Raw genomic sequence first — 23,009 nt, forward strand, 5'->3', positions numbered from 1 at the left:
AATCTCTTGAGAAAGAAACCGTTGGTTCGAGCGCATTATGTGGGATGGCTACGCCCAATGCAAGGGGTTATCTGGCTTTCAGCAACCAAGTGGTGAGAATTTACCCGCCCTACTCTTCTTCGTTTTCTGTGTGGAGAAGGTAATCGCCAAGCCAAGCAATGGTCAGAGACAATAACCAGGCGACAAACACCGGGTTTGGCACTGAGAATTGCGGGAAGACGACAATGGTGGCAAAAGCAATGGCTGGCAGAATCACGCAGAGTTTATCGCCGCGTTGTTCACCACCGATGCGTTGGAGTTCCTGAAGTGCCAGCACCAGCATACTGCCGCAGAAGGCGAACATGGCACCTTGGGTTTGCCCGCCTGCCAATAGCGCGACAATCAGCGCCACAGGCCACCAGCTGATTCTCTTCACTGGCTTCCAGAAGTAAGTCGCGACCCAAACCATGATGACGCAGAATATCTGCATTAAGGTGTAGCTGATGGCACCACCGAGTTTCTCGTCCCCTTGCAGCGCGAGCACTCCACACTCCATGGCGATAACGACTGAGATAACCAGCAGTGAGACCTGCCAGTTACGGCGCTCTCCGGTGATAAGCACCAGTGCGGGAAGGATCATCCAAAGGCTGAGTGAAATGGCAACGGGTTGGTAAGGCATCATGGCGCCGAAGCCAATCAAGCCAAGTGCAAGAATCCATACAGCGATACCGCCAGAACCTGCAAAAAGAGAGCGGGGATCGCGAAAGCAAGCAGGGGGATATCGCCTTCAGCAAAGGCAGAAGAAAGTGCAGCGCCCATGACCATGACTGCTGCTGTCACCATTAGTGTCGTCGCATACCACATTTAGCACCTCCTGCGCTTCATGCCGACAGTGATACCTCATTCCTGCGATAATCTTTTTGTTGTCAGGTGAGGTATGATGTTTCTAATTATAATTTCTCCGTCAGTTTCAATATGCCCAATTTTGATGACCAAATCTATGCAGTACTTATCCAAATACCCCCAGGAAAAGTAACAACTTACGGTGATGTCGCAAAATTAGCAGGGTTTCCCCGTCACGCACGCCATGTCGGCAAGCTTCTTGGCTCACTACCGAAGGATTCCAAGCTGCCTTGGTTTAGGGTGATCAATTCCAGTGGGATGATTTCGCTCAAGGGAGAAAGCTTTGTCAGGCAGCGTGAGAAGCTGTTGAATGATGGGGTAGAAGTCAAAGAAAACGGCGCAGTGTCATTGCGCCGTTTCAGATGGGATGGAGAGCCTGCCTAGCGTTATCGAATGGCGCTGACCACCTGAATTTCGACGTTCTGTGTCTTGGCAGGGTCATTAATCACGTGGGTGGCTGTGTCGCTGATAAACATTAACTGACCATCGACTTCAATGCGTGCACTCACGTTGTAGGTGTGGCCCGGTTTAATCTCTGAAGGCGAGTAAGTCAGCGAGAATGGCAGTGGAACCTGACGGCCTTCTGTCATGTAGGACTGGCTGCTGATCACGTCCATTGGTGCATCAGCTAATGACACATCCGCCAGAGTGACCGTCAGTTTTGCGTTATCCGGCAGGGCAATACGCTGCAAATAGTAAACTTCACCTGTCACTGTTGCCATGTCTTGGTCCTTAATAATGTCAGTACATGCGGTGAATGCGAGTGCCATCAACGCAGCAAAAAATCCAAAAAAGGCCTTCTTCATGGTAAAACTCCAAGTGACGCAAGCGTCTAAAATACTGATAAAACCAACAACAAGTTTATCACCGTTGCATATTCAACCATTGGGAAATTGTGGATTTGAGATCACACCTTTCAACATCCACTGGTTGTCGCGCGAGGCAGAGTAATGTATGTCACCTCGCAAGGTTAGAGAGCATACATGCTGAATAAGTTCGAAATAAACGACATGATGAGAGCGATCTGTCATTTTTCTGTCAAAACAATGAACAATATACCCAAAACAGCCTGAGGATGCCGGATTCAGCGAGCATCTTCAGGTTGCTTGGGTATATGACGTCAGACTGGCTTAAAGAGGAATTATGAGTACGAAATTGGAAGAACTGCTGGCTTTGCTTAAGCTCGAGCAGATAGAAGAAGGGCTTTATCGTGGACAGAGCGAGAACCTTGGCCTGCCTCAGGTTTATGGCGGTCAGGTAATTGGTCAGGCACTTTCCGCCGCCAAAGGCACTGTCGAGAGCGACCGTTTTGTACATTCCTTCCACAGCTATTTCCTCCGCCCCGGCGACCCAGAAAAGCCTATCGTTTATGACGTAGAAAATTTGCGTGATGGTCAAAGCTTCAGTACCCGCCGCGTGAAAGCCGTGCAGTACGGAAAACCAATTTTCTACCTGACTGCTTCTTATCATAAGAATGAACCAGGGTATGAGCACCAGTTCACCATGCCGCAAGTACCGGGACCGGAAGGCTTGATGTCAGAAAAAGAACTGGTCGACTCTATCGCCCAACACCTACCGAAAAAGGTGATTGAAACCTTTGGTGGCGACCGCCCGATTGAAGTTCGCCCCGCTGTGGTGGTGAACCCACTTGCCCCTGAAAAACTCGAAGCCAAGCAATACCTGTGGATCCGCACCAATGGCAAGATGGTCGACGACCCGCGCGTTCATCAATATCTGCTGGCCTACGCGTCGGACTGGGGTTTCTTGGTCACCGCACTGCAACCTCATGGCGTGACCCTAATGACACCGGGGCTGAAAGTCGCCACCATCGACCATGCGATGTGGTTCCATCGTGAATTCCGTATGGATGAATGGCTGCTGTTTGCGATTGATAGCCCATCAGCCAGCGGTTCACGCGGTTTGGTGCGTGGCGAGATTTACAACCAGAAAGGCGAACTGGTTGCTTCTGCCATTCAGGAAGGTCTGATGCGGAAGAATCCGAGAGCTTAATCGGGGCTTAGAACGAACAAAGGCCAGCGTGATGCTGGCCTTTTCTGTTTTCACGCGATTAACTTAGAAGTCGTAACGCATGCCTGCTTGCAGTTGGTCATCTTTACCATCAAGGCCTTCAAACTTGTAGCCTGCGTAAGCGCGGAAGTTGCCGTTGAATTTGTAAACCGCTTCAGCAGCAAAGTTGTTTGCTTCTTCGGTATTGGTGTCGTCGTACTCACCAAAGTTGTATACCGCCACCAGCGCCAGTTGTTTAGTCGCTTTGTATTGCGCTGCCACTTCATAACCGGTGTAGTCCTGATTGCCTTTTGAACCTGCGGTGTAGAGTGCGCCCAGCGTGAAGCCGTTTTGCGAGTATTCAGCCGCCAGGTTGATTTGGTCATCGCTGTCAGTGCCTGCATCCTGAGACACGTAACCTGCACCAAGGCTCACAACACCAAAGCTATACAGCGCAGAGATACCGTAGCTGTCTGCATCTTTCTCGTCGGCTGCAATGTAGTTGGCTTGAATAGACAGCGCGTCAAACTCGCCAGCGTACAGGAAGTTGTTTTCACGCTTGTCTTTGTTGCCTGAAACCAAATCTGCTGCATCGCCACCAAAGGTCGCCATCACATCAGTAATGTCAGTCAGCTGAACCTGTGCAGAATCTTGCTTACCGTAGGAAAACTCACCCGCTGATGTGCCGAAACCAGCGAAGATGTAGCGGTTCTTCAGGCTATCGCCACCGCTGAACTCAGCTTCGTATTTACCGAAACCGTAGAGACCTTCAGTGATTTCTGTTTTGCCTTTCAGGTTAAAGCGCGCGCGGGATTTGTCTTCAAAAGAGCTGTTGGTGTCGCTCTCGTTGTTGTCAGACACGTTGAAGCGCGCTTCAGCACGGCCACCGACTTTCAGGGATGTCCCTTCGCTGTCGTAGACCGTCGCCGCGAAAGAGGAAGTTGAAGCGAGTGCGATAAGCATTGCAGAGGTTAACGCTGCGTTTTTCATTTCTTACTACCTTATTGTATTTGGGGGGCTTTCTTGCCCAATAAAGAAAAAGCGGGGGCTAAGGTAGGGCTGAAAAATGACAGTTCGGTTTCTGTCGGGTGACGTTTATGTTCCACCGGAATGACCAAATGATGACTGTCGACTGACCTCTCAACACCTTGTAATCTCGGGATATTCATCACACAGAAAGTTACGAGGCATATCTTTCGCTTTAGGCTGTCGGAAATCTTCAAGACTCCTTTTCCACCAAGAGCCAGAATGGACAAAACATCAACAAGGAGAGGGAATAATGAAGTTTAGATACACGATTATGTACGTGGAAAACGTTGAACAAACATTGGCGTTCTACGAACAGGCTTTCGGGCTGGAACGCGCCTTTCTGCATGAAAGCGGCGATTATGGCGAGCTGAACACCGGCGACACCAAACTCTCTTTTTCATCACTAGCGCTGATGACTTCGCTCGGCAAGCACCCAAGTTCTGGAAACCCGCATTCACCCAACTTTGAAATCGCCTTTGAGACTGATGATGTAGCGGGAAACCTTGCCAATGCGCTGAAAGCAGGGGCGGAATTGGTGCAAGAAGTTGAAGAAATGCCTTGGGGGCAAACCACCGCTTACGTACGCGATTTGAATGGGTATCTGGTAGAGATTTGTACCGCTGTGGCGGGCTAGCCTTGGCCCTCAATAACCAGGAACGTAAAGCTGTTCGGTAAGATCTTTTCTGAGTTGTAATTCACTTGGTGTCACGCCAAACCAGCGTTTAATTTCGCGGCTGAAGTGCGCCTGATCGGCGTAGCCAAAATCAAAGGCAGTATCAATCAGTGGTGCGCCCTCGGCAATGGCGCGGGCACTTTGTCTTGCCCTTGCCAATTGAACCCAGAACAAAGGCGACTTACCGCTCCGTTTGAGAAGGTGCCTTTGTAAGGTTCTCTCACTGACACCAAGCGAGCGCGCAATATCAGCCACAGAGCCCAACCGCTCGCCTAGGCTGAAAAGCGCTTCATCGACATTGCTACAGCGACGTGAAAAGGCAGCAATCTTATCGAAAAGATCATGGGTGTCTTTTCCAGCGGCCATCAATTGGCCTTCATCCACCCATGTTCCCGGCGCTAAGCGGTAGCCTGTCATTTTTACTTTGGGCGTTATTTCAACAGTAAGGGTAGTGTCAAACAGCGGGGAGACATGCACCTGCTGCACACCATCGATTTCTGTCACAATGACATCACGGCAGCCATCAGGCACCACATAGACAGTCCCTTTTTCTGTCGGATTAGATGTCCAGATATCGATGATGCTTTCCATGCTCTCCCCACCCGGCATTGAACTGCCTTTAGCTTAGGCAATACCCTCGTGCGTTTCTGTCTCACCACAGGCAATTTGCTCCAGCTCTTCCAGATGTGCTCGGGTTTGCTGTAGCTCATACATCTGCCAGTAGCGGCCTTTGTTCGCCAAAAGCTGCTGATGGTTACCCTGCTCTTCCACATGCCCACGATGCAGCACCAGAATATTGTCCGCATCCGCGATGGTGGAAAGGCGGTGCGCGATCACCACAATCGTCATGGTATTTCGAAGTGCTGCCAGTGCTTGCTGCACACGTTCTTCAGTGCCGGAGTCAATGTTGGCGGTCGCTTCATCCAGAATCAGGATGCGCGGCTTATCCACCAGCACTCGAGCCAGCGCCAGAAGCTGCTTCTGACCAGCCGAAAGCGTAATATCACCAGTGCCAATCGCAGTATCCAACCCTGACGGCAAGTGCTTCACATAGTCCGCTAAATCGACCTGTTCCAAGGCCTGCCAAATCGCTTCATCTGAAATATCACGGCCAAGGCTCACGTTGGCGCGGAAGGTATCAGAGAGGACATGCGGGTCTTGCTGCACCATGGCAATACCTGAGCGGAGCGCGTTTTGAGTCAAGGTCGAGAGCTCTCTGCCACCCAACTTCAGCGTGCCCTTTTGCACCGGATAAAAGCCCATCAGCAAGGAAGCGAGCGTGCTTTTACCACTTCCGGTATGACCAACCAAAGCTAAGAAGCCGCCCTCTTTGACCGAGACATTCACATCGGTCAGTACCTGGGTTTTACTGTCATAGCTGAAATTAAGCCCTTCGATATCAATGGTGCCGGATTCTATGGCGCGGTCGTCGTCACCATAAACATGCTGTTTGACATCCATCAGCTCGAACAGACGCTCACCCGCCATGATCGCCTGTTGCAGCAAAGACAAACGCTGCATCAGTTCTATCAGTGGCTCAGTGACACGGCCTAGGTAACTGATAAAGGCATAAAGCACACCCACACCAATCAACTCATTGCCGTGCCAACCGAATAGCGCAGCCAACGAGATCAGTGCCACACCAGACATCAAATCAATCAGCGGGCGAAGGTAAATGCCGTTGATTTTCACGATGCGTACTTCGGTCTTAAGGTGCTGCTCTGTTAAATCAGCAAAGCGCTCAGAAAAACGCTGCTCCTGCCCCATCAGCTGGATCAGGCTCATCCCCTGAATCGACTCACTCATCACGCTGTTAATGTCTGTCAGCAAGTCGCGTGAGTCGCGGTAAGCGGGTGACGAGCGGCGTTGGTAGTAGTACATCACCAAAACCACTGAAGGGATAAGAATCGCCACCACAACCGTGAGTGTCGGGCTCAACAAGTACATGGCCGTCAGCATGGCGATGATCAGCGCTGTCGCTTGCAGGAAACTCGCGACCACTTGCACGTAAAGCTCTTTCAGCGATTCGGTGTCGTTGGTGACGCGCGAGACCAATTTACCTGCTGGCACATAATCAAATGCCGACAAAGGCTGGTTGATGATGCTGGCATAAACACGTTTGCGAATAGTTTGGACGATTTCAATCGCGATACGGCTAAACCGGATGCCATAGGCGTAGTGCAACAGGCCCGAGAGTACCGTGACCGCAATATAGGCCAAGGCCAATCCCCAAAGTACATTCGGTGGATAGTAATCCTGAGCGACATAGTCATCGAGGAAGATTCGAATCAACCACGGGCCACTGACATCGGCCACCACTGCAAACAGCAGGAAGATAGCCGCCACCGCAAAACCAGCTTTGTCATTGAGCAGGTAACTCAGAAGGCGTTTTAGGGTTTCACGTTTACTCATAGCGCCTCCTCCAGTGCTTGTTCGAGTTGCTGATAACGCTGCATTTCGGCATACCAGCCGTTGGCATTCACCAAGGCTTTGTGTGTGCCACGCTCCTCAATATGCCCTTTTTGCAACACGATGATCTCATCCGCCGATTCCAACGCCGACAAACGATGTGCAATCACCACAGTGGTCTGGTGCTGTGCGCGGTCGTGAAGGTTTTTCAGAATATGATGCTCAGTGCGGCCATCCACCGCTGACAGGGCATCGTCCAGTACCAGAATTTCCGCATCCAGCAACAAAGCACGGGCAATAGAAATCCGCTGTTTCTGACCACCGGAAAGCGTAATACCCTTTTCTCCCACCAGCGTTTCGTAGCCTTCCGGAAATTGCATGATGTCTTCATCAATACAAGCCAGCTTCGCCGCTTCACGGATTTCTTCACGTGTTGCGTCCGGCTTACCGAGCGCAATGTTGTCGGCAATGCTGCGGGAGAACAAAAACGGCGCTTGCGTAACAACCGCCAGCTTGCCGCGCCACTCGCCCAGCTTGAAATCACGAAGGTCTGTGCCGCCATAGCTGACGCGACCCTGAACAGGGTCTTCCAAGCGCAGCATCAAAGACAAAATGGTGGTTTTACCGCTGCCCACTGGCCCCGCCACACCCAGCATTTTTCCGGGTGCTAATTCAACGTTCACATCGCGGAGCGCTGGAATGCCATGACCGCGCCAAGTGAACTGATCAATCGCAATAGTCAGGGTTTCGCGTTCTGCTGGTAAGGCTTTGTCGCCATCCACCAAGTCCGGCTTTTCCTCCAGCAACTCTTTAATACGCTTCCACGCAGCTGAACCACGTTCGATGATATTAAACAGCCAAGCCACCGCCAGCATCGGCCAGATCATCAAGCCTTGATAAAGGGTAAATGCGGTCAACTCGCCCAAGGTTAAGGTCCCATTTGCCACCATGTAACCACCACCTGCAATCGAGCAGAAAAACGAGGTGCCAATGGTCAGGAAGATTACCGGGTCAAACATGGCATCGACTTTTGCAACGGACATGTTCTTTTCGCCAGTGTCATCCGCCACCGCATTAAAGCGGTCAACCTGCTGGGACTCCAACCCAAACGCACGGATCATCCGAATGCCATTAAGCGACGATTGGGTTTCTTCCGACAGCGATGAAAATGCTGCCTGAGAGGCGCTGAATCTATGATGGAGCTGTTTACCGAAGCGGTTCACCATAATCGCCATCACTGGCATAGGTGCCAGCGCCAGCAGGGTTAGTTCCCAGCTGATGGTGGTGGTCATGACTATCAACACCGCAATCCCCATGATCAATGAGTCTGCCAGCGTCAATACGCCCTCACCCGCCGTCATCACGACCGCTTTGACATCGTTAGTAGATCGGGCCATCAAATCGCCCGTGCGGTAGCGCTCAAAGAAGCGAGGGGCATGGCGGGTAAAGTGCTGGTAGAGCTTGTCACGAAGTACGGTGCCGAGTTGCGCCGCAGCGCCAAACAGCCACACGCGCCAGATAACGCGCATGAAATACACCACGACCCAGAGCGCAACGATCGCCCCAAGCGCGATAAACATTTGGTTTTTGCTGATATCGCCCGCCATGACACCATCCACCAGCCAACCAATGGCTTTCGGCGGGATCAGTTCAAAACCGGCGACGAAAAATAAGAGCACAATGGCGCCGACATAGCGTTTCCACGCCATTCGGAAAAACCACCCGAGTTCCAAAAATATGCGCATTCATCCTCCCCTGCGCGAGCCAACTTACTTTTCAGGTCTCTGACTTGCCTGACTTTTATTGCTCAAGCTTTTGTTTGCTGAGTCTTTTTAGAGCGGTAACGCGGTGGTGTATTTCAATGGCTCCATCGCGAACGTCGACGTGACGTTGGTCAGGCCATCAATACTGTTCACCAGCTTTTTATAGAAGCGGTCAAACGCCGCCATGTCTGCGACCTGCACCTTTAACATGTAGTCGTATTCTCCCGCCATGCGATAGCATTCCATCACTTCAGCAAAGGGGGTAACGACATCCACAAACTTGCGGTACCAGGTTTCAGAGTGGTTTGAGGTTTTAATTTGGACAAAAGCCGTGAACGAGAGCCCCAACGCTTCTGGGTCTAAAAGGGCGACACGCTTTTGCAAGATGCCACTTTCTTCAAGACGTTTGAGACGTTTCCAACAAGGCGTGGTAGTGAGGTTTACCCGTTCGGCCAGATCTGACAGCGACAATGACGCGTCGCGTTGTAACCAATCTAACAATTGGCGATCTACATTATCCAGTGAAATTGTCATGACTGCTTTACCATTTCCGCGATAAGAGGCAAAAAATCCCCCCTCAAGACAGTGGAGAGAAATATTTTCTTTTTCGACGCCAATAATAGAATGAATTTCCATAACGAGCGACATTTAGACGAAAAATGGCAAAACTTTACTTCGCATCTAGGATTATATTGTTGGTATAACCTTGATTATTATGAAGTAAGCCAATGATGACTGAAGTAAACGTCCCTGCTAATTCCTCACACTGGGTTTGCGACGCAATTCGTAAAATCGAAGCGGATTTCCAACGCTCAGCGGATACCCACCTGATCAAGCTGGATCTGCCGTACTTCCCGGAGATCGACATCTATCTGAAAGATGAGAGCACCCATCCGACAGGCAGCCTGAAACATCGCCTTGCGCGTTCCCTTTTTCTTTACGCTTTGTGTAACGGCTGGATCAAAGAAGACACCACGATCATTGAATCGTCTTCTGGCAGCACCGCCATCTCTGAGGCTTACTTCGCCCGTTTACTTGGCCTTCGCTTTATTGCTGTTGTTCCAAGAACAACAGCGAAAAAGAAAATCGAACAAATACAGTTCTATGGCGGCGAAGCCCACTTTGTGGATCGCTCTGACGAAATTTACGCAGAATCACGCCGCCTTGCGCAGGAACTGAATGGCCATTACATGGACCAATTCACCTACGCTGAGCGTGCCACCGACTGGCGCAGTAACAACAACATCGCCAACAGCATTTTCAGTCAGATGAAGTACGAGCGTTACCCTGTGCCAAACTGGATTGTGATGAGCCCGGGCACCGGCGGTACTTCCGCCACCATCGGCCGTTTCATCCGCTACCGTTGCCAGCACACACAATTGATGGCGGTTGACCCTGAAAACTCGGTTTTCCATGATTTCTATAAAACCGGTGACCAGTCGCTGACTTTGGATCGCGGCGGAAAAATCGAGGGCATCGGCCGCCCTCGCGTTGAGCCAAGCTTTATCCCTGGCGTGATTGACCGTATGGAAACCATCAAAGATGTAGACAGTGTCGGCACGGTGCACTGGCTGGAGAACATTCTTGGCCGCAAAGCGGGTGCTTCTACGGGAACGAACCTGTATGGCGCATTGATGCTGGCGGAAGAAATGCAATCACGCGGGGAAAAAGGGTCTATCGTCACCTTGCTTTGTGACAGCGGCGAACGCTATCTGGATACCTATTTCAATGAAGAGTGGGTGAACGCAAACATTGGTGATATTGCACCAACGTTGGAATACCTGAAGAAGTTTGGGTAATTGAAACAAGCATTGATGAGAGCGCACTTCGGTGCGCTTTCATTTTTCAACTGGGCGGGATCTCTCTCGAAAGCCATTCATCAAAGGTGTAAATGCACTGACCCTCATCGATTCCACATGCCATTCTGGCACGCTGATTCCTCCACCAGTACTTTTTGTTATGACCATCTCCAAAGCAACACCCGAAGACGTTAATGCCGTCGCCTATCTTTTTAACCTCTACCGTATGTTCTATGGCAAAGATAGTGACATCGACCTCGCGTGCAGCTTCATTCATTCCCGCCTTGAAAACCGGGATTCAACCATTTTTATTGCCAGAGATGAAGCCGGACATGCTGTCGGATTCACTCAGCTATACCCTACTTTCTCATCGGTCTCCGCGACTAAAAGCTGGATTCTTAACGACCTGTTTGTACTGGACTCCCAACGCGGTAAAGGCATAGGAAAAGCCCTGTTAGGCGCTGCTAAAGCACTGGCGATTGAAACAGGGGCGAATGGGTTGGCGCTTGAAACTGCACCGGATAACACTGGTGCACAAAGGCTTTATGAGTCGCTGGGTTACGTTAAGGATGAGACCTACTTTCACTACTTCCTCAGTGTATGAACACACAGGCAATTATCACGCGGCCATAGAGCTCGACAAACAGTTAGGCTAAACTCCTGCCCCTATAAACCATCTTTCCGGTAAAGGATGTAGCCATGAAAAAAGCTGTTGTCGTCTTTAGTGGCGGACAGGATTCAACCACCTGCCTGATCCAAGCGTTGTCTGAGTTTGACGAAGTGCATTGTATTACCTTCGACTACAACCAACGCCACAAGCAGGAAATCGACGTCGCGCGTGATGTTGCGAGCGCGCTAGGTGCGACTTCGCACAAAGTGATGGACGTTGGCCTGCTGAATGAACTGGCAATCAGTTCGCTGACCCGTGACAACATTCCGGTTTCCCATGAGCTTCAGGAAAATGGCCTGCCAAACTCTTTTGTACCGGGTCGTAACATTCTGTTCCTGACACTGGCTGGCATTTACGCTTACCAGTTGGGCGCACAAACCGTGATCACTGGTGTGTGTGAAACAGACTTCTCTGGCTACCCGGATTGTCGCAATGACTTTGTGCAGGCAATGAATAAATCATTGGTTTTGGGGATGGATCGCGAGCTTGAAATCCGCACGCCACTGATGTGGCTGAACAAAGCAGAAACCTGGGCGCTGGCGGATAAATACGGCAAGCTGGAGTTTGTACGCGACCACACCCTGACCTGCTACAACGGTGTGATTGGTAAAGGCTGTGGCGATTGCCCTGCCTGTGACCTTCGTCAGAAAGGGCTGGATAGCTACCTCGAAGACAAAGAAAGCGTGATGGTGTCGCTGGATAGCAAAAGCGCCTAATCGCAAGTACTTCTGATTGCTAAGTGCCTCTCCGTTTGTGGGAGGCATTTTTGTATCTCTTATTTACTCTTTAAAAGCCACCACATGAAAGAATAACGCCTGATCTCCGGTTTCTATCTGTACCTATCTTGTTCAATTGGAGGCGATATGTATCTTGCTGTCAGTGGTACTTGTTACTGGTGCATGGAAGCCATCTTCAACGCGTTAAAAGGCGTGTCGAATGTCGAACAGGGATTTTTAGTCACGGAAGATCGTAAGCATGTTGAGGCGGTATTATTCCGTATCGATGAGGAAGAGATCTCGCTGGAGGATGTGATTCGTGTGCATTTGGACTCGCACGCTTGCACGTCAAACCATTCATTTCGGGAAAGCTACCCGAGTGCAGTCTATCCGACCAATAAAGCGCACATGGACAAATGCTCGAAAGCACTGGAAAGCGCCGCTTCAGATTATGTGAAACCTGTGGTCACCCAAGTTGCGCCTATGGTAGCGTTTTACCCTACACCAGCGCGCCAACAGAACTACTTCTGGCGCAATCCAGCGAAGCCCTTTTGTCGTCGTGTGATTGCACCGAAAATGGATGTATTGAAAGAGCTCTATCCGCAGTTATTAAGCCATAATGCATTCACCTACCTTTCCGGCGAGACCGCTTAAAAAAAAGCGCCCTTGCGGCGCTTTTCTCTTCGACATTACCGCTCTTTAATGGCGATAAACATGCCGACTTTCTGCTCTTTTAAGTGCAACCCGAATTTCACTAATTTCCCTAAGTTGCCGAAATGGTAACAAGGAACATACACCGTTGTGCTGAATCCGGCTTTCTCTATCATTTGCTGCCATTTCGCTTGGCTGTGAAAGCTCACCCCGACTCCTGCGGTATTAGCGCCCATTCGACGCGACAAAGGGGTTAACAGTTTCGACGCCGTGCAGCGGTAGATAAGTTGTCCTGGCAGGTCGTGTAACCACTCCCCTTCATACAGGTTTTCAAACACGATTAACAAACCGCCGGAATTCAGGTTCTGGTAAGCGGTATCTAGCGCGTTTTGCTGAGCGTTCAAGGTTTGGCTGAAACTGTCAGCGACAAAGTGATGCAGTACCCAGTTAAACTGGACCATATCGTGCCTAGTCTGCAGCAATGACTCTTGAAAGGTGGAAGCTTGAAGGTGTTTGTTGGGATGGGCGCGATTTTTATCCAGCAAAGCCTGTTCGGGCTCTACCACAGTGACATAAGCATTTGGGTAGTGTTCGAGCACTTTATCCGCGTACATGCCATTCCCACCGCCAACATCCAGCAAATGAAAAGGTTGGCTGGTATCGAACTGCTTATCAATGTGGGTGGTCAGTACCAGAAACAGGGCTTTGTCGATGTATTCCACATCAAACGCTTCGGTTTGTTCGGTAGATAACCTTCTTACATCCGCTTTCATCCATCGTGCCCCTTTGGTGTTCTTATGAACTCAAGAGTGACTAAGCAAGATAAAGACCAGCTATTTTATCGAAATTAATCAATAAGTTAAAATCAACCCGATATTCATCCTCAATTTGAGAGCGTCACTGACATGCAAAAAGACAATAGTGGCAGAGACAAAAAAAGCGCCAAGTGGCGCTTTTCATCTCGATGTGAGGCTTATTTGCCTTCTTTGGCTTTCTGACGCGCGTTGAATGCTGCCATTTGCTCATCTGTCGCTGGCAGTTGGTGGTTTGCTTTCCACTCACTGTAAGGCATGCCGTAAACGCGCTCGCGAGCTTCATCGTCACTCACTTCAATGCCTGCATTATCGGCTTCGGCTTTGTACCATTTACCCAAGCAGTTACGGCAGAAGTCCGCCAGAATCATCAAATCGATGTTCTGCACTTCTTTGTGATTATCCAGATGAGACAGGAAACGACGAAACGTTGCTGCATCCAGCTGATCTTGTTGTTCTTGGGTCAGTTTATCCGACATGACTGGCTTCCTTTATCTTCGTTATTTATTCGGTGGCTATGGTTGTAAAACATACCAACGGACGCTGGAAAACAAAAGAGCAGACCTAGGATTCTAGGATCTGCTCTTCCTTGTTTTCATCAATGCGGCTCAAAGTCACCATGACCTGGGCGATGCGGCTTGAATTTCTCAAGCTCGGCATTGAGCTGCGCCTCTACATAACCCGGAGAGTGCGTCTTCACAGACAACAGTCGGTACATCGCTGGGATAACGAACAGAGTTACCGTCGTCGCGAAGGTCATGCCGGCAAAAATCACCGTACCAACCGCCACACGGCTTTCGTAGCCAGCGCCCGTTGAGATAATCAGCGGAATAGCACCAATAATGGTGGTAAAGGCAGTCATCATGATTGGGCGCAGACGACGCACCGCAGCATCAATGATCGCCTTTTCGAACGGTTCGCCACGGTCACGGAGCTGGTTGGCGAATTCGACGATAAGAATGCCGTTTTTGGTCACCATACCAATCAACATGATCATGCCAATCTGCGAATAGATGTTGAGCCCCTGACTGGTTAGCCACAGGCCAACAAAACCACCGAAGATCCCCATCGGCACTGTCAGCATTACCACCAGCGGGTTCACAAAGCTTTCAAACTGGGCAGCCAGAACCAAGTAAGCCACCAGCAAAGCCAAGCCAAATACGATCAGAATGCTGCTTTGGTTATCTTTGAACTCTGCCGATTCACCCGCATAGCTGATGGTGATATCTGCAGGCAGCAACTCAATCGCTTTAGCATCAAGGAAGTCGAGCGCATTACCCAAGGTGTAGCCTTCACCAAGGTTGGCTTTCAGAGTGATCGACTTTTGCTTGTTGAAATGGCGCAAGGTTTGCGCTGACGCGACCTCTTCCACTTCCGCAAGGGTGTCGAGACTCACCAGATCGCCATTGCGGGTACGCATGTAGATTTGGCTGATGTCGTCTTTGCTGTTGAAACGGGCTTCGTCACCACGCAGGTAAACATCAAACTCTTCACCACGATCGACAAAAGTGGTTTCACTCTTGCCACCCAGCATGATTTCCATGGTGTTGGACACTTCATCCGCACTGATACCCAGCTCAGCTGCGCGTTTGCGGTCGATGCTCACCACCAGCTCTGGAGTGGTTTCCGCGTAATCCAGATCCGCACCTTGAAGGATAGGACTGGCTTTGGCTTCATCCAGTAGCACTTGCGCCCATTTATTCAGTTCCTGATAGTCAGGACCACCCAGAATGAACTGAACAGGCTCACTTGAACCACCACGGAAACCCGGCATAAAGGCACGGACGAAGATATCTGGAATACCGCCCAGTGCTTTACGCACTTCGCCCAACACCTGCGCTGCAGTTTGATCGCGGTTGTTCCAGTCTTCGAGCTGCATAATCACGAAGCCTGTCTGGTCGCCGGCCATGCCTCCGAACGCTGGCGCTTGCATGCTGATAGAGGTAAGAACACCTTGATCAACCAAAGGCATCAAGCGACGTTCCACTTCTTCCATGTTGCCAACCATACGGTTGTACGCCGTGCCTTCTGCGCCTTTTACAAAGGCCATCAACACGCCACGGTCTTCCTGTGGCACTAATTGCGCGGGCAGGTTTTTCATCAGGTAAGCACTGCCGCCGATACAGGCGAGAATGATGAGTGGTGCTGCAAAACGTGCTTTCACCGCCACAGTGACCGCAGCGCGATAGCCGTTCTCGAACTTCTCAAAGAAGTTATCGACCATGCGGTTGAACGCACCACGTTTCACGTTGGCCTTGAGAATTTTGCTGCCGAGCACTGGGGTTAACGTGAGTGCAACGATAGAAGAGAAAATCACTGACATCGCCAGCAGCACGGAGAACTCAGTAAACAGCTTGCCGACCATGCCTTCCATAAAGGAAATTGGCAGGAATACCATCACCAGAACAGCTGTGGTTGCCACCACGGCAAAGCCCACCTCACGCGTACCTTTAAACGCGGCTACCAGTGGAGTTTCGCCTTTCTCAATGTGGTGGAACATATTCTCGACCACCACGATAGCGTCATCCACCACCAGACCGATCGCCAAAATCAGCGCCATCAGGGTCAACAGGTTGATGGAGAAGCCAAAGAAATAAGCAGCGATAAAGGCTGAAATCAGGGAAACCGGCACCGTTACCGCAGGGATCAATGTCGCTCTCACCTGACCGATAAAGATATACAGCACCAGAATCACCAGCGCGCCAGTAACAAACAGGGTGCTGTAAACCTCATCAATTGAGCGCTCGATAAATACGGTGGAGTCATAATCGACCCACAGTTTCGCGCCTTCCGGCAGGAATGGCTGGAACTCATCCACCAGTTCACGAACAGCAATCGCCACGTTCAACGGGTTGGCATCAGACTGCGGCACAATGCCAAGGCTGAGGTTGTTCACACCGTTGTTTTTATAAGTCGCGTTTTCGTTCTGGGAACCGATGTATACATCAGCCACATCTTTGAGGTAAATCGGGCTGCCGTCGCTCGCTGTGCGAACCACCAAATAATCGAAATCTTCCGGTGTCTGGTACATCCGCTCGGTACGCACCGTCATCTTGGTGACATCGTTACGGATTTCGCCGCCCGGGCTTTCAAGGTTCTCGCGGCGAAGCGCGGAAGTAATGTCAGACGTCGTTACACCGCGTCCTGCCATCAGTACCGGATCGAGCCGCACATACATCACTTTGTACAGCGCGCCGTAAAGTTCCACCGAGCTCACGCCCGTCAGCAGGCTGAATTTGTCTTCCAGCACACGCTGCGCGTATTCGGTGAGCTGAGTGCGGTCCATTTCCGGCGAGGCAAGGTTGATATAGATGGAGGCTTCACCGGAGCCATTGGACTTGGACACAATTGGCTCGTCGGCTTCATCCGGCAGTCGTCGCTGCGCACGGGCGACTGCATCACGTACATCACTGACCCCTTCGGTCAGGTTCCAGTCGATGTTGAACTCGACGGTAATACGCGACATACCATTGCGGCTGACAGAGGTAATTTCCTCAATACCGCTGATACCGGAAAGCTCATCTTCCAACACCTGGGTGATCTGGCTTTCCATGATGCTGGCGGACGCACCTGCATAGCGGGTCATCACAGACACAACCGGGCTGTCGATATCTGGGTATTCACGCACCGCGAGTTTGCTGAAAGATACGATACCGAAAACGAGGAGCAGCAGGCTCAGAACAATCGCGACAACGGGTCGCTTAACAGAGACATCTGAGAGCCACATTTACTTGCCCTCGCCCTTCGCGGTCAGATCGTTCACTTTGGTGCCGTCACGCATGCTCACCAGACCCTGCACGACGATGCGATCGCCAATCTCAAGACCACTTTCGACGGTCACCAGGTTGTCGATACGCGCGCCAAGTTTCACTTCGGTACGGTTCGCGATGCCTTTGTCATCCACCAGATAAACAAAGCGCTTGGTCCCTGAGTACTCAATAGCCTGCACCGGAATCACCGCGTTGACCGTTGGCGCAAAGCCCATGGTCGCTTCCATCATCATGCCTGGGCGCAGCAGACGATCGTCATTGTTGATATCGATACGCGCACGCAGATTCAAGGAGTCATTGTTCACGCGGGAGTCGACAGCCGAGAGCTTGCCTTCAAAGGTTTTGCCTCGCCATGCTTTGGAATTGGCCACCACATCAATATCTTTGCTGAGCTCAGACAGGTATTGCTCAGGCACATTCACATCCAATTGCATTTGGGAAAGGTCGTCGAGGTGCAGCAGTGCTTCGCCCACGGACACCAGTTGACCGCGGGTGATATCCACCAGACCGACGGTGCCATTGAACGGCGCTTTGATGAAACGGTCATCCAGATCGGATTTCGCTGCATCCAAACGTGCTTTGGCAACATCGACGCTGGCTTGTTGGGCATCAAGTTCTGTTTTGGTCAGCGCACCACGCTTATGAAGTTTGGAGAACTCATTGAGTTTACGCAGTTCGTCTTTATGGAATGCCTGTGCTTCTGCAACAGCGGCTTCAGATTTGGCAGAGTCCAACGTCAACAGAGGATCGCCTTCTTTCACTTGTTGGCCTGCTTTCACGTAAACCACTTCAATCTTGCCTGCCACTTCAGGGGCAATCACGACAGAGTTTTCGGACTTGAGGTTACCAATCAAGGAAAGGCTTCGCGCAACTGGGCGCGATTCAACTTGGGCAGTAGCAACAGCAATAGCGGGTCTCGCAGGACGCGCTGAAGGTTTGTCCGCGGCTTCACTTTCACCCTGCAAGGCAAAAAAGCCAGCAGCGCCAAGTACAACAACGGCGGCGAAAAGGACTTTATTTTTCATTTTATTAACCGTAAATGACATCTCGCGATAGTCTACTCTATGCCTATCCTGCGTGCGGTAAAGAAATGTAAATCCAACAAAAGATTTACCTGCCAGCAGTCGGCGCAAAGAGGCGCTCTAGGTTCCATCTGAGTACCCCATAAAACGCAGGTTGGATTCCCAAAACTCGGTAAAATTCCCGGTTTCCTGTCAATCAGTTGTTTCAACGCCGAAAAAACCAGCAAACGCACAGCATTTTCGAGAAAAGTGCTTTACAGACATGCTTCGTTTGATAATATGCGCCCCGCACAGCGTGGTGGGATTCCCGAGTGGCCAAAGGGATCAGACTGTAAATCTGACGGCTCCGCCTTCGAAGGTTCGAATCCTTCTCCCACCACCACTTACTGCGCTTCATCGCGATGTTCATTTGATTTCCGCGGTGCAGCATACAACTAGAATAACTCGTGGTGGGATTCCCGAGTGGCCAAAGGGATCAGACTGTAAATCTGACGGCTCCGCCTTCGAAGGTTCGAATCCTTCTCCCACCACCATCATTAAAAAAGCCAGCTCATCGAGCTGGCTTTTTGCTTTCCTGCGAACTAAACGCTTTCGCGACCATGCGGAGCCATTAAATCCTGCTCCGGGCCTTTGGGCACAACACGGGTTGGGTTGATGTTGGCATGGCTGTAATAGTAGTGACGTTTGATGTGGTACATATCCACTGTCTCTGCCACACCCGCGACCTGATATAACTCTTTCAGATAACCGAAGATGTGCTCATATTGGGCTATCTGCTGGCGGTTACATTTGAAATGCCCCACGTACACAGGGTCAAAACGCACCAGCGTGGTAAAGGCGCGCCAGTCTGCTTCAGTGATTTGATCGCCTGCCAAGTAACGGCTGGTCGCCAAATGCGCATCCAATTTGTCCAAAGCAGCAAAAAGATTGTCGAATGCTTCTTCATAGGCTTCTTGCGTGGTCGCAAAACCGCAGCGGTACACGCCGTTGTTGATGTTTGGATAAACATAATCGTTCCACTCATCAATCACACTGCGCAGTGCTTCTGGGTAAAAATCTTCCGTGTTACCTGTCACCTCGTTGAACGCGGTGTTAAACATGCGGATGATTTCAGACGATTCGTTGCTGACAATGGTTTCGGTTTTCTTATCCCACAGCACTGGCACGGTCACGCGTCCGGTGTAATCTGATTTTGCTTTGGTATAAACCTGATGCATGTAGTTGAAACCGAACAGTGGCTCTGCCTCATCAAACTGCCAGCCTTTCTCCATCATGTCAGGACTCACCACAGAGACGGTAATGTGCTCTTCAAGGCCTTTCAGTTTACGGAAAATCAGGGTGCGGTGTGCCCATGGACACGCGAGCGATACGTACAAATGATAACGGCCAGATTCCGCCTTAAAACCGCTCTCACCCGTTGGACCCGCTTCGCCCGTTGCCGTTACCCAGGAACGGAATCCTGCGTCTTCACGAACGAATTTCCCGCCAGATGATTTGGTGTCATACCAGACGTCATGCCAAACGCCTTCCACTAATTTGCCCATATCCAATCTCCTTGTTTTGTTGAAAAGAGTATATGAGAAGGATGAGGAGATGTCGGTAGGAGGGTTTTGTCAGAGTCGTTCGAATATTTGGAACAAGAGTAAGATGACCCCGGCGATGACGCTGCCGGGATCAGGGGGAGAGGTTAAGATTTACCGCCCAGCATGTAGATGCTGAAGCTAATATCCAGAGCGGTACTTCCGTCAGGGAAGGTTTCGTGGATCAGAATATCTTCCCCTTCAATTTTGAACCTTACCGTGGGATCCTGAGCCTGATCTCGCCAGCGGCCATCTTTGCCCTGTGCCCACACGGCTCGGGTTTTATCGACCTTACAGCGGTAATGCCAGCGCTTGCCATCATCCGGCCGCTTATAGGAGATATGGAACACTTCCAGCTCCGTCTCTGGTTCGATTTCTTTTTTATCAACCATCATGATAGAAGGACTTTTTCCTTTGATAGCGGCCAAGCTCGCCCGACAGATTTGTTCTTGTGTGAAATCGCCGTACTCGCTGCACCCCGCAACCAAGGTTATTGTCAGTGAAGCCACTGAAAGTTTCATTAATGAAACCACATTCATAAGTTCGCGCTCCCTTCGCTCAAAAAACGATAACACCTTGAGTGTCCGAAGATTCTTTTCTTTACAAGCATAGTTGCAATAAAAAGAAGCTGCTTTACGAATGGGACGAACTTGCATCGATAGTAAGACACTAATGTTCTGCGAGCTGTAGTAATTTCAGATAAACTGGGCACACCTCAATGGACTTCAGACAAAGAGAAGTAAATCAGCATGAAAGTCATTTCTTTTAATATCAATGGATTGCGCGCCCGCCTTCACCAACTTCAGGCACTGATTGAAAAGCATCAACCGGACGTTATCGGCCTGCAGGAAATCAAGGTTCATGATGAAGCTTTTCCTGTCGAAGACGTCGAAGCGATGGGCTATAAAGTCTATTTCCATGGTCAAAAGGCGCATTACGGGGTTGCAATGCTATGCAAACAAGAGCCAGTAAAAGTACAAAAAGGCTTCCCGACCGACGAGGAAGACGCGCAACGCCGTATGATCATGGCAACCTTTAAACAAGACGATGGCAGTGAAGTGACGGTGCTGAATGGCTACTTCCCGCAAGGTGAAAACATCGCCCACGAAACCAAGTACCCTGCCAAACGTAAGTTCTACCAAGATTTGATGACTTACCTCAACACCTCGCACAACAATGACGAGAAACTGATTGTGATGGGTGATATCAACATCAGCCCGATTGATTTGGATATCGGTATTGGTGAAGTGAACCGTAAGCGCTGGCTGAAAACCGGTAAGTGTTCCTTCCAGCCGGAAGAACGCGAAATGCTGGCAACATTGATGAACTGGGGCTTTGTGGACACCTTCCGCCAGCAGTTCCCTGATGCCGACGACAAGTTCTCGTGGTTCGATTACCGCTCCCGCGGCTTTGACGACAACCGCGGCCTGCGCATCGACGTGATTCTGGCAACGCCTTCACTGGCAGCAGACTGCATTGATACGGGTATTGATTACGAACTCCGTGGTATTGAAAAACCTTCCGACCACGCGCCGATATGGGCGGAGTTTAAGTAGGATAGAAGGGCCTAGGAAGAGAAGGTCCTAGGCCCTAGGGAAGAGCCAAAGCCCAAAAAGAAAAACCGCCATTCATTGGCGGTTTTTTGTATCTTGCTTTTCCTAGGATCTGCTCTTCCTAGAACCTGCTCTTAAGACTCCAACGGTCTCAAATGTCTGTGCCAGCGGTGTTCTAGTCGCTTAAAGCCGTAAACAATAGCGAAGGTCAGACACAGGTAGATAGCCGCCACAAACAGGAAGGCATCAAATGGCGCGTAGAAACGTGCGTAGATGTCCCTTGCTGCGCCTGTAAGGTCGATGATGGTCACGACCGACGCAATAGAGCTTGCATGCAGCATGAAGATAACTTCGTTGCTGTATGCGGGCAGTGCGCGACGGAATGATGATGGCAAGATGATGCGGCGCAGAATCGTAAAGCGGGACATGCCGTAAGCCTTGCCTGCTTCGATTTCACCTGCAGGTGTTGCCACCATGGCACCACGGAGGATTTCCGTTGTGTATGCGGCCGTGTTCAACACAAAAGCAAACAGACATGGATAGAAAGCATCTTCGACAACTGCCCAGAACATACTTTGTTGAATGCCTTCAATGGTCGCCACACCGTAATAAATCAGATAAAGCTGGATAAGCAGCGGCGTGCCACGGAAGATGTAAACGTAAATCCACACTGGACGGTTAATCCAAGGGTTCTTTGAGGTTCTCGCAACCGCCAATGGTACGGACAGGATAAGACCAAGCACCAGCGACAGAAACACCAGTTGAACAGTGACCGTCAAACCACTCCAGTAGTGGAGAATGGTGGTCGAGGTGAAAATCTCGTTTTGGTCGAGGTAAGCATAAATTGATTCTAACATTCCGTGTCTCCTTAGCCTCTTACTACACCGGCACTGAACTTACGCTCCAAGCGCTTGAGTCCAAGCTCAGAGATGGAGGTGATCAGCAGGTAGACCAATGCTACCGGAATAAAGAATTTGAACGGTTCGTTCACCGCACCTGCCGCTTCTTTGGCAAGGCGCGTCATGTCCGCCAGACCAATGACTGACACCAGTGCCGTCGTCTTCACCAACACCAGCCAGTTGTTACCAATACCAGGCAACGCATGACGCATCATTTGCGGGAACATAATGCGACGGAAGATCATCCAAGGGCTCATGCCATACGCTGTGCCTGCTTCCAACTGGCCACGGTCGACCGCCAGAAATGCACCGCGGAAGGTTTCAGCCATGTAGGCACCGAAGATAAAGCCAATAGTAGAAACACCGGCTGTGAACTCATCGATATTGATGAACATATCGATGTCATATTTTTCGTAGAGCCAGTCAGAGAAGTTGTTCATCATGATTTGTGCGCCGAAGAAAATCAGCAGCATCAACACCAGATCGGGCACACCCCGGACCACGGTGGAATAGACCGTTGCCACGCCGCGGGCAAAACGGTTCTTAGAAAGTCGTGCCAATGCGGTTACTAATCCCAGTAACACCGCAATCACAGCAGAAAGCACCGCCAACTCGACGGTTAATATTGCGCCCATGAAAATGGAAGGGCCATAACCATGCAGATCTAACATCCTTTCCTCCTGCACGAATAAACCGATAGCGAAACTACCGCTTTATGGATCTTGTATTCAGTTTTCGCTTATCAGTCAAAAGGGAGCGAATCCCGCTCCCCCT

24 protein-coding genes and 2 tRNA genes are annotated in these 23,009 nt (G+C 50.5%); 10 read left to right on the forward strand and 16 right to left on the reverse strand.

All coding sequences use genetic code 11. The annotated features are described in order from the left end of the window. Nucleotides 1-109: 109 nt before the first annotated feature. Both G5S52_RS14055 and G5S52_RS23980 read right to left on the reverse strand, forming a co-directional pair. Nucleotides 110-679: a VP0952 family biofilm-associated protein gene (locus tag G5S52_RS14055; protein WP_235956253.1), complete on the reverse strand. Its 570-nt coding sequence runs from the start codon at nucleotides 677-679 to the stop codon at nucleotides 110-112. Continuing rightward, nucleotides 676-843, reverse strand: a complete 168-nt coding sequence (locus tag G5S52_RS23980) for a hypothetical protein (RefSeq protein WP_235956256.1) — start codon at nucleotides 841-843, stop codon at nucleotides 676-678. Before G5S52_RS23980 ends, G5S52_RS14055 begins: the two co-directional genes overlap by 4 nt. 111 nt (nucleotides 844-954) lie before the next feature. Between G5S52_RS23980 and G5S52_RS14060 the strand changes: the two genes are divergently transcribed. Beyond that, nucleotides 955-1,266, forward strand: coding sequence for an MGMT family protein (locus G5S52_RS14060; protein ID WP_165014871.1), 312 nt, complete (start codon nucleotides 955-957; stop codon nucleotides 1,264-1,266). A gap of 2 nt (nucleotides 1,267-1,268) precedes the next feature. Here the strand turns inward: G5S52_RS14060 and G5S52_RS14065 are convergent, their stop codons facing one another. Further along, nucleotides 1,269-1,688: a YbaY family lipoprotein gene (locus G5S52_RS14065; RefSeq protein WP_002540943.1), complete on the reverse strand. Its 420-nt coding sequence runs from the start codon at nucleotides 1,686-1,688 to the stop codon at nucleotides 1,269-1,271. A gap of 337 nt (nucleotides 1,689-2,025) precedes the next feature. On the opposite strand from G5S52_RS14065, the gene tesB reads away from it, so the two are divergent. Next, nucleotides 2,026-2,892, forward strand: a complete 867-nt coding sequence (tesB, locus tag G5S52_RS14070; RefSeq protein WP_165014874.1) for an acyl-CoA thioesterase II — start codon at nucleotides 2,026-2,028, stop codon at nucleotides 2,890-2,892. A 63-nt stretch (nucleotides 2,893-2,955) separates the two neighbouring features. Here tesB and G5S52_RS14075 read toward each other — a convergent pair whose 3' ends face one another. Further along, nucleotides 2,956-3,879, reverse strand: a complete 924-nt coding sequence (locus G5S52_RS14075; protein WP_165014877.1) for a porin — start codon at nucleotides 3,877-3,879, stop codon at nucleotides 2,956-2,958. Between the two features lie 289 nt (nucleotides 3,880-4,168). On the opposite strand from G5S52_RS14075, the gene G5S52_RS14080 reads away from it, so the two are divergent. Continuing rightward, a complete protein-coding gene (locus G5S52_RS14080; protein ID WP_165014881.1) occupies nucleotides 4,169-4,552 on the forward strand; it encodes a VOC family protein in 384 nt (127 codons plus the stop codon). 9 nt (nucleotides 4,553-4,561) lie between these two features. Here G5S52_RS14080 and G5S52_RS14085 read toward each other — a convergent pair whose 3' ends face one another. The 4 genes from G5S52_RS14085 to G5S52_RS14100 all read right to left on the reverse strand — a co-directional run bounded on the left by G5S52_RS14085 (nucleotide 4,562) and on the right by G5S52_RS14100 (nucleotide 9,297). Further along, on the reverse strand, nucleotides 4,562-5,182 hold the full coding sequence (locus G5S52_RS14085) for a helix-turn-helix domain-containing protein (RefSeq protein ID WP_165014884.1): 621 nt from the start codon (nucleotides 5,180-5,182) through the stop codon (nucleotides 4,562-4,564). 33 nt (nucleotides 5,183-5,215) lie between these two features. Beyond that, nucleotides 5,216-7,003 carry an ABC transporter transmembrane domain-containing protein gene (locus G5S52_RS14090; protein WP_165014887.1) on the reverse strand — a complete coding sequence of 596 codons (1,788 nt, stop codon included), beginning with the start codon at nucleotides 7,001-7,003 and terminating at the stop codon, nucleotides 5,216-5,218. After that, nucleotides 7,000-8,745, reverse strand: a complete 1,746-nt coding sequence (locus tag G5S52_RS14095) for a SmdA family multidrug ABC transporter permease/ATP-binding protein (RefSeq protein ID WP_165014890.1) — start codon at nucleotides 8,743-8,745, stop codon at nucleotides 7,000-7,002. The genes G5S52_RS14090 and G5S52_RS14095 overlap by 4 nt, the downstream gene beginning before the upstream one ends. A gap of 87 nt (nucleotides 8,746-8,832) precedes the next feature. Further along, nucleotides 8,833-9,297 carry an Lrp/AsnC family transcriptional regulator gene (locus tag G5S52_RS14100; protein WP_039850363.1) on the reverse strand — a complete coding sequence of 155 codons (465 nt, stop codon included), beginning with the start codon at nucleotides 9,295-9,297 and terminating at the stop codon, nucleotides 8,833-8,835. Nucleotides 9,298-9,491: 194 nt separating this feature from the next. Here G5S52_RS14100 and G5S52_RS14105 point away from each other — a divergent pair, with 194 nt between their 5' ends. From G5S52_RS14105 to G5S52_RS14120, 4 genes are all read left to right on the forward strand, one after another. Beyond that, nucleotides 9,492-10,562, forward strand: coding sequence for a PLP-dependent cysteine synthase family protein (locus G5S52_RS14105; RefSeq protein ID WP_205743904.1), 1,071 nt, complete (start codon nucleotides 9,492-9,494; stop codon nucleotides 10,560-10,562). Between the two features lie 160 nt (nucleotides 10,563-10,722). Further along, complete coding sequence (locus tag G5S52_RS14110; RefSeq protein WP_165014892.1) at nucleotides 10,723-11,166, forward strand: GNAT family N-acetyltransferase; 444 nt, start codon at nucleotides 10,723-10,725, stop codon at nucleotides 11,164-11,166. 95 nt (nucleotides 11,167-11,261) lie between these two features. Next, on the forward strand, nucleotides 11,262-11,948 hold the full coding sequence (queC, locus tag G5S52_RS14115) for a 7-cyano-7-deazaguanine synthase QueC (RefSeq protein WP_165014894.1): 687 nt from the start codon (nucleotides 11,262-11,264) through the stop codon (nucleotides 11,946-11,948). A 147-nt stretch (nucleotides 11,949-12,095) separates the two neighbouring features. Continuing rightward, nucleotides 12,096-12,602 (forward strand): peptide-methionine (S)-S-oxide reductase, encoded by a 507-nt coding sequence (locus G5S52_RS14120; RefSeq protein WP_165014897.1) that lies wholly within the window; start codon nucleotides 12,096-12,098, stop codon nucleotides 12,600-12,602. Between the two features lie 35 nt (nucleotides 12,603-12,637). On the opposite strand, the gene G5S52_RS14125 is transcribed toward G5S52_RS14120, so the two are convergent. The 4 genes from G5S52_RS14125 to G5S52_RS14140 all read right to left on the reverse strand — a co-directional run bounded on the left by G5S52_RS14125 (nucleotide 12,638) and on the right by G5S52_RS14140 (nucleotide 18,206). After that, nucleotides 12,638-13,372 (reverse strand): class I SAM-dependent methyltransferase, encoded by a 735-nt coding sequence (locus tag G5S52_RS14125; protein ID WP_165014900.1) that lies wholly within the window; start codon nucleotides 13,370-13,372, stop codon nucleotides 12,638-12,640. 200 nt (nucleotides 13,373-13,572) lie between these two features. Further along, a complete protein-coding gene (locus G5S52_RS14130; protein ID WP_002540963.1) occupies nucleotides 13,573-13,890 on the reverse strand; it encodes a DUF1244 domain-containing protein in 318 nt (105 codons plus the stop codon). A 119-nt stretch (nucleotides 13,891-14,009) separates the two neighbouring features. Next, entirely contained in the window at nucleotides 14,010-17,138 is a 3,129-nt protein-coding gene (locus tag G5S52_RS14135; RefSeq protein ID WP_165014903.1) for a multidrug efflux RND transporter permease subunit, read from the reverse strand. Continuing rightward, nucleotides 17,139-18,206 (reverse strand): efflux RND transporter periplasmic adaptor subunit, encoded by a 1,068-nt coding sequence (locus tag G5S52_RS14140; protein ID WP_165014906.1) that lies wholly within the window; start codon nucleotides 18,204-18,206, stop codon nucleotides 17,139-17,141. Between the two features lie 294 nt (nucleotides 18,207-18,500). Between G5S52_RS14140 and G5S52_RS14145 the strand changes: the two genes are divergently transcribed. Together G5S52_RS14145 and G5S52_RS14150 are read left to right on the forward strand one after the other, a co-directional pair. Next, nucleotides 18,501-18,585: transfer RNA gene (locus G5S52_RS14145), tRNA-Tyr, on the forward strand. A gap of 66 nt (nucleotides 18,586-18,651) precedes the next feature. Further along, a tRNA-Tyr gene (locus G5S52_RS14150) sits at nucleotides 18,652-18,736 on the forward strand. A gap of 48 nt (nucleotides 18,737-18,784) precedes the next feature. Here the strand turns inward: G5S52_RS14150 and G5S52_RS14155 are convergent. Both G5S52_RS14155 and G5S52_RS14160 read right to left on the reverse strand, forming a co-directional pair. Continuing rightward, nucleotides 18,785-19,747: a glutathione S-transferase family protein gene (locus G5S52_RS14155; RefSeq protein ID WP_165014909.1), complete on the reverse strand. Its 963-nt coding sequence runs from the start codon at nucleotides 19,745-19,747 to the stop codon at nucleotides 18,785-18,787. A 143-nt stretch (nucleotides 19,748-19,890) separates the two neighbouring features. Beyond that, a complete protein-coding gene (locus tag G5S52_RS14160; RefSeq protein ID WP_165014912.1) occupies nucleotides 19,891-20,322 on the reverse strand; it encodes a hypothetical protein in 432 nt (143 codons plus the stop codon). Nucleotides 20,323-20,532: 210 nt separating this feature from the next. On the opposite strand from G5S52_RS14160, the gene xthA reads away from it, so the two are divergent. Beyond that, on the forward strand, nucleotides 20,533-21,339 hold the full coding sequence (gene xthA, locus G5S52_RS14165) for an exodeoxyribonuclease III (RefSeq protein WP_165014915.1): 807 nt from the start codon (nucleotides 20,533-20,535) through the stop codon (nucleotides 21,337-21,339). A 131-nt stretch (nucleotides 21,340-21,470) separates the two neighbouring features. Here xthA and G5S52_RS14170 read toward each other — a convergent pair whose 3' ends face one another. Both G5S52_RS14170 and G5S52_RS14175 read right to left on the reverse strand, forming a co-directional pair. Next, on the reverse strand, nucleotides 21,471-22,193 hold the full coding sequence (locus G5S52_RS14170) for an ABC transporter permease (protein WP_002541015.1): 723 nt from the start codon (nucleotides 22,191-22,193) through the stop codon (nucleotides 21,471-21,473). Between the two features lie 11 nt (nucleotides 22,194-22,204). After that, nucleotides 22,205-22,906 (reverse strand): ABC transporter permease, encoded by a 702-nt coding sequence (locus G5S52_RS14175; RefSeq protein WP_165014918.1) that lies wholly within the window; start codon nucleotides 22,904-22,906, stop codon nucleotides 22,205-22,207. Between the last annotated feature and the right edge of the window lie 103 nt (nucleotides 22,907-23,009).

Source organism: Grimontia sedimenti (genome assembly GCF_011045095.1).
GTDB lineage: Bacteria > Pseudomonadota > Gammaproteobacteria > Enterobacterales > Vibrionaceae > Enterovibrio > Enterovibrio sedimenti.

Excerpts from the sequence above, each read along its gene's own strand:
- G5S52_RS14080 (WP_165014881.1), top strand. The coding sequence starts at position 4,169 with ATGAAGTTTAGATACACGATTATGTACGTGGAAAACGTTGAACAAACA.
- G5S52_RS14065 (WP_002540943.1), bottom strand. The coding sequence starts at position 1,688 with ATGAAGAAGGCCTTTTTTGGATTTTTTGCTGCGTTGATGGCACTCGCA.
- G5S52_RS14095 (WP_165014890.1), bottom strand. The coding sequence starts at position 8,745 with ATGCGCATATTTTTGGAACTCGGGTGGTTTTTCCGAATGGCGTGGAAA.
- G5S52_RS14120 (WP_165014897.1), top strand. The coding sequence starts at position 12,096 with ATGTATCTTGCTGTCAGTGGTACTTGTTACTGGTGCATGGAAGCCATC.
- queC (WP_165014894.1), top strand. The coding sequence starts at position 11,262 with ATGAAAAAAGCTGTTGTCGTCTTTAGTGGCGGACAGGATTCAACCACC.
- tesB (WP_165014874.1), top strand. The coding sequence starts at position 2,026 with ATGAGTACGAAATTGGAAGAACTGCTGGCTTTGCTTAAGCTCGAGCAG.
- G5S52_RS14170 (WP_002541015.1), bottom strand. The coding sequence starts at position 22,193 with ATGTTAGAATCAATTTATGCTTACCTCGACCAAAACGAGATTTTCACC.
- G5S52_RS14110 (WP_165014892.1), top strand. The coding sequence starts at position 10,723 with ATGACCATCTCCAAAGCAACACCCGAAGACGTTAATGCCGTCGCCTAT.
- G5S52_RS14060 (WP_165014871.1), top strand. The coding sequence starts at position 955 with ATGCCCAATTTTGATGACCAAATCTATGCAGTACTTATCCAAATACCC.
- G5S52_RS14085 (WP_165014884.1), bottom strand. The coding sequence starts at position 5,182 with ATGGAAAGCATCATCGATATCTGGACATCTAATCCGACAGAAAAAGGG.
- G5S52_RS14130 (WP_002540963.1), bottom strand. The coding sequence starts at position 13,890 with ATGTCGGATAAACTGACCCAAGAACAACAAGATCAGCTGGATGCAGCA.
- G5S52_RS14100 (WP_039850363.1), bottom strand. The coding sequence starts at position 9,297 with ATGACAATTTCACTGGATAATGTAGATCGCCAATTGTTAGATTGGTTA.
- G5S52_RS14140 (WP_165014906.1), bottom strand. The coding sequence starts at position 18,206 with ATGAAAAATAAAGTCCTTTTCGCCGCCGTTGTTGTACTTGGCGCTGCT.
- G5S52_RS14075 (WP_165014877.1), bottom strand. The coding sequence starts at position 3,879 with ATGAAAAACGCAGCGTTAACCTCTGCAATGCTTATCGCACTCGCTTCA.
- G5S52_RS14125 (WP_165014900.1), bottom strand. The coding sequence starts at position 13,372 with ATGAAAGCGGATGTAAGAAGGTTATCTACCGAACAAACCGAAGCGTTT.
- G5S52_RS14090 (WP_165014887.1), bottom strand. The coding sequence starts at position 7,003 with ATGAGTAAACGTGAAACCCTAAAACGCCTTCTGAGTTACCTGCTCAAT.
- G5S52_RS14135 (WP_165014903.1), bottom strand. The coding sequence starts at position 17,138 with ATGTGGCTCTCAGATGTCTCTGTTAAGCGACCCGTTGTCGCGATTGTT.
- G5S52_RS14175 (WP_165014918.1), bottom strand. The coding sequence starts at position 22,906 with ATGTTAGATCTGCATGGTTATGGCCCTTCCATTTTCATGGGCGCAATA.
- xthA (WP_165014915.1), top strand. The coding sequence starts at position 20,533 with ATGAAAGTCATTTCTTTTAATATCAATGGATTGCGCGCCCGCCTTCAC.
- G5S52_RS23980 (WP_235956256.1), bottom strand. The coding sequence starts at position 843 with ATGTGGTATGCGACGACACTAATGGTGACAGCAGCAGTCATGGTCATG.
- G5S52_RS14105 (WP_205743904.1), top strand. The coding sequence starts at position 9,492 with ATGATGACTGAAGTAAACGTCCCTGCTAATTCCTCACACTGGGTTTGC.
- G5S52_RS14160 (WP_165014912.1), bottom strand. The coding sequence starts at position 20,322 with ATGAATGTGGTTTCATTAATGAAACTTTCAGTGGCTTCACTGACAATA.
- G5S52_RS14155 (WP_165014909.1), bottom strand. The coding sequence starts at position 19,747 with ATGGGCAAATTAGTGGAAGGCGTTTGGCATGACGTCTGGTATGACACC.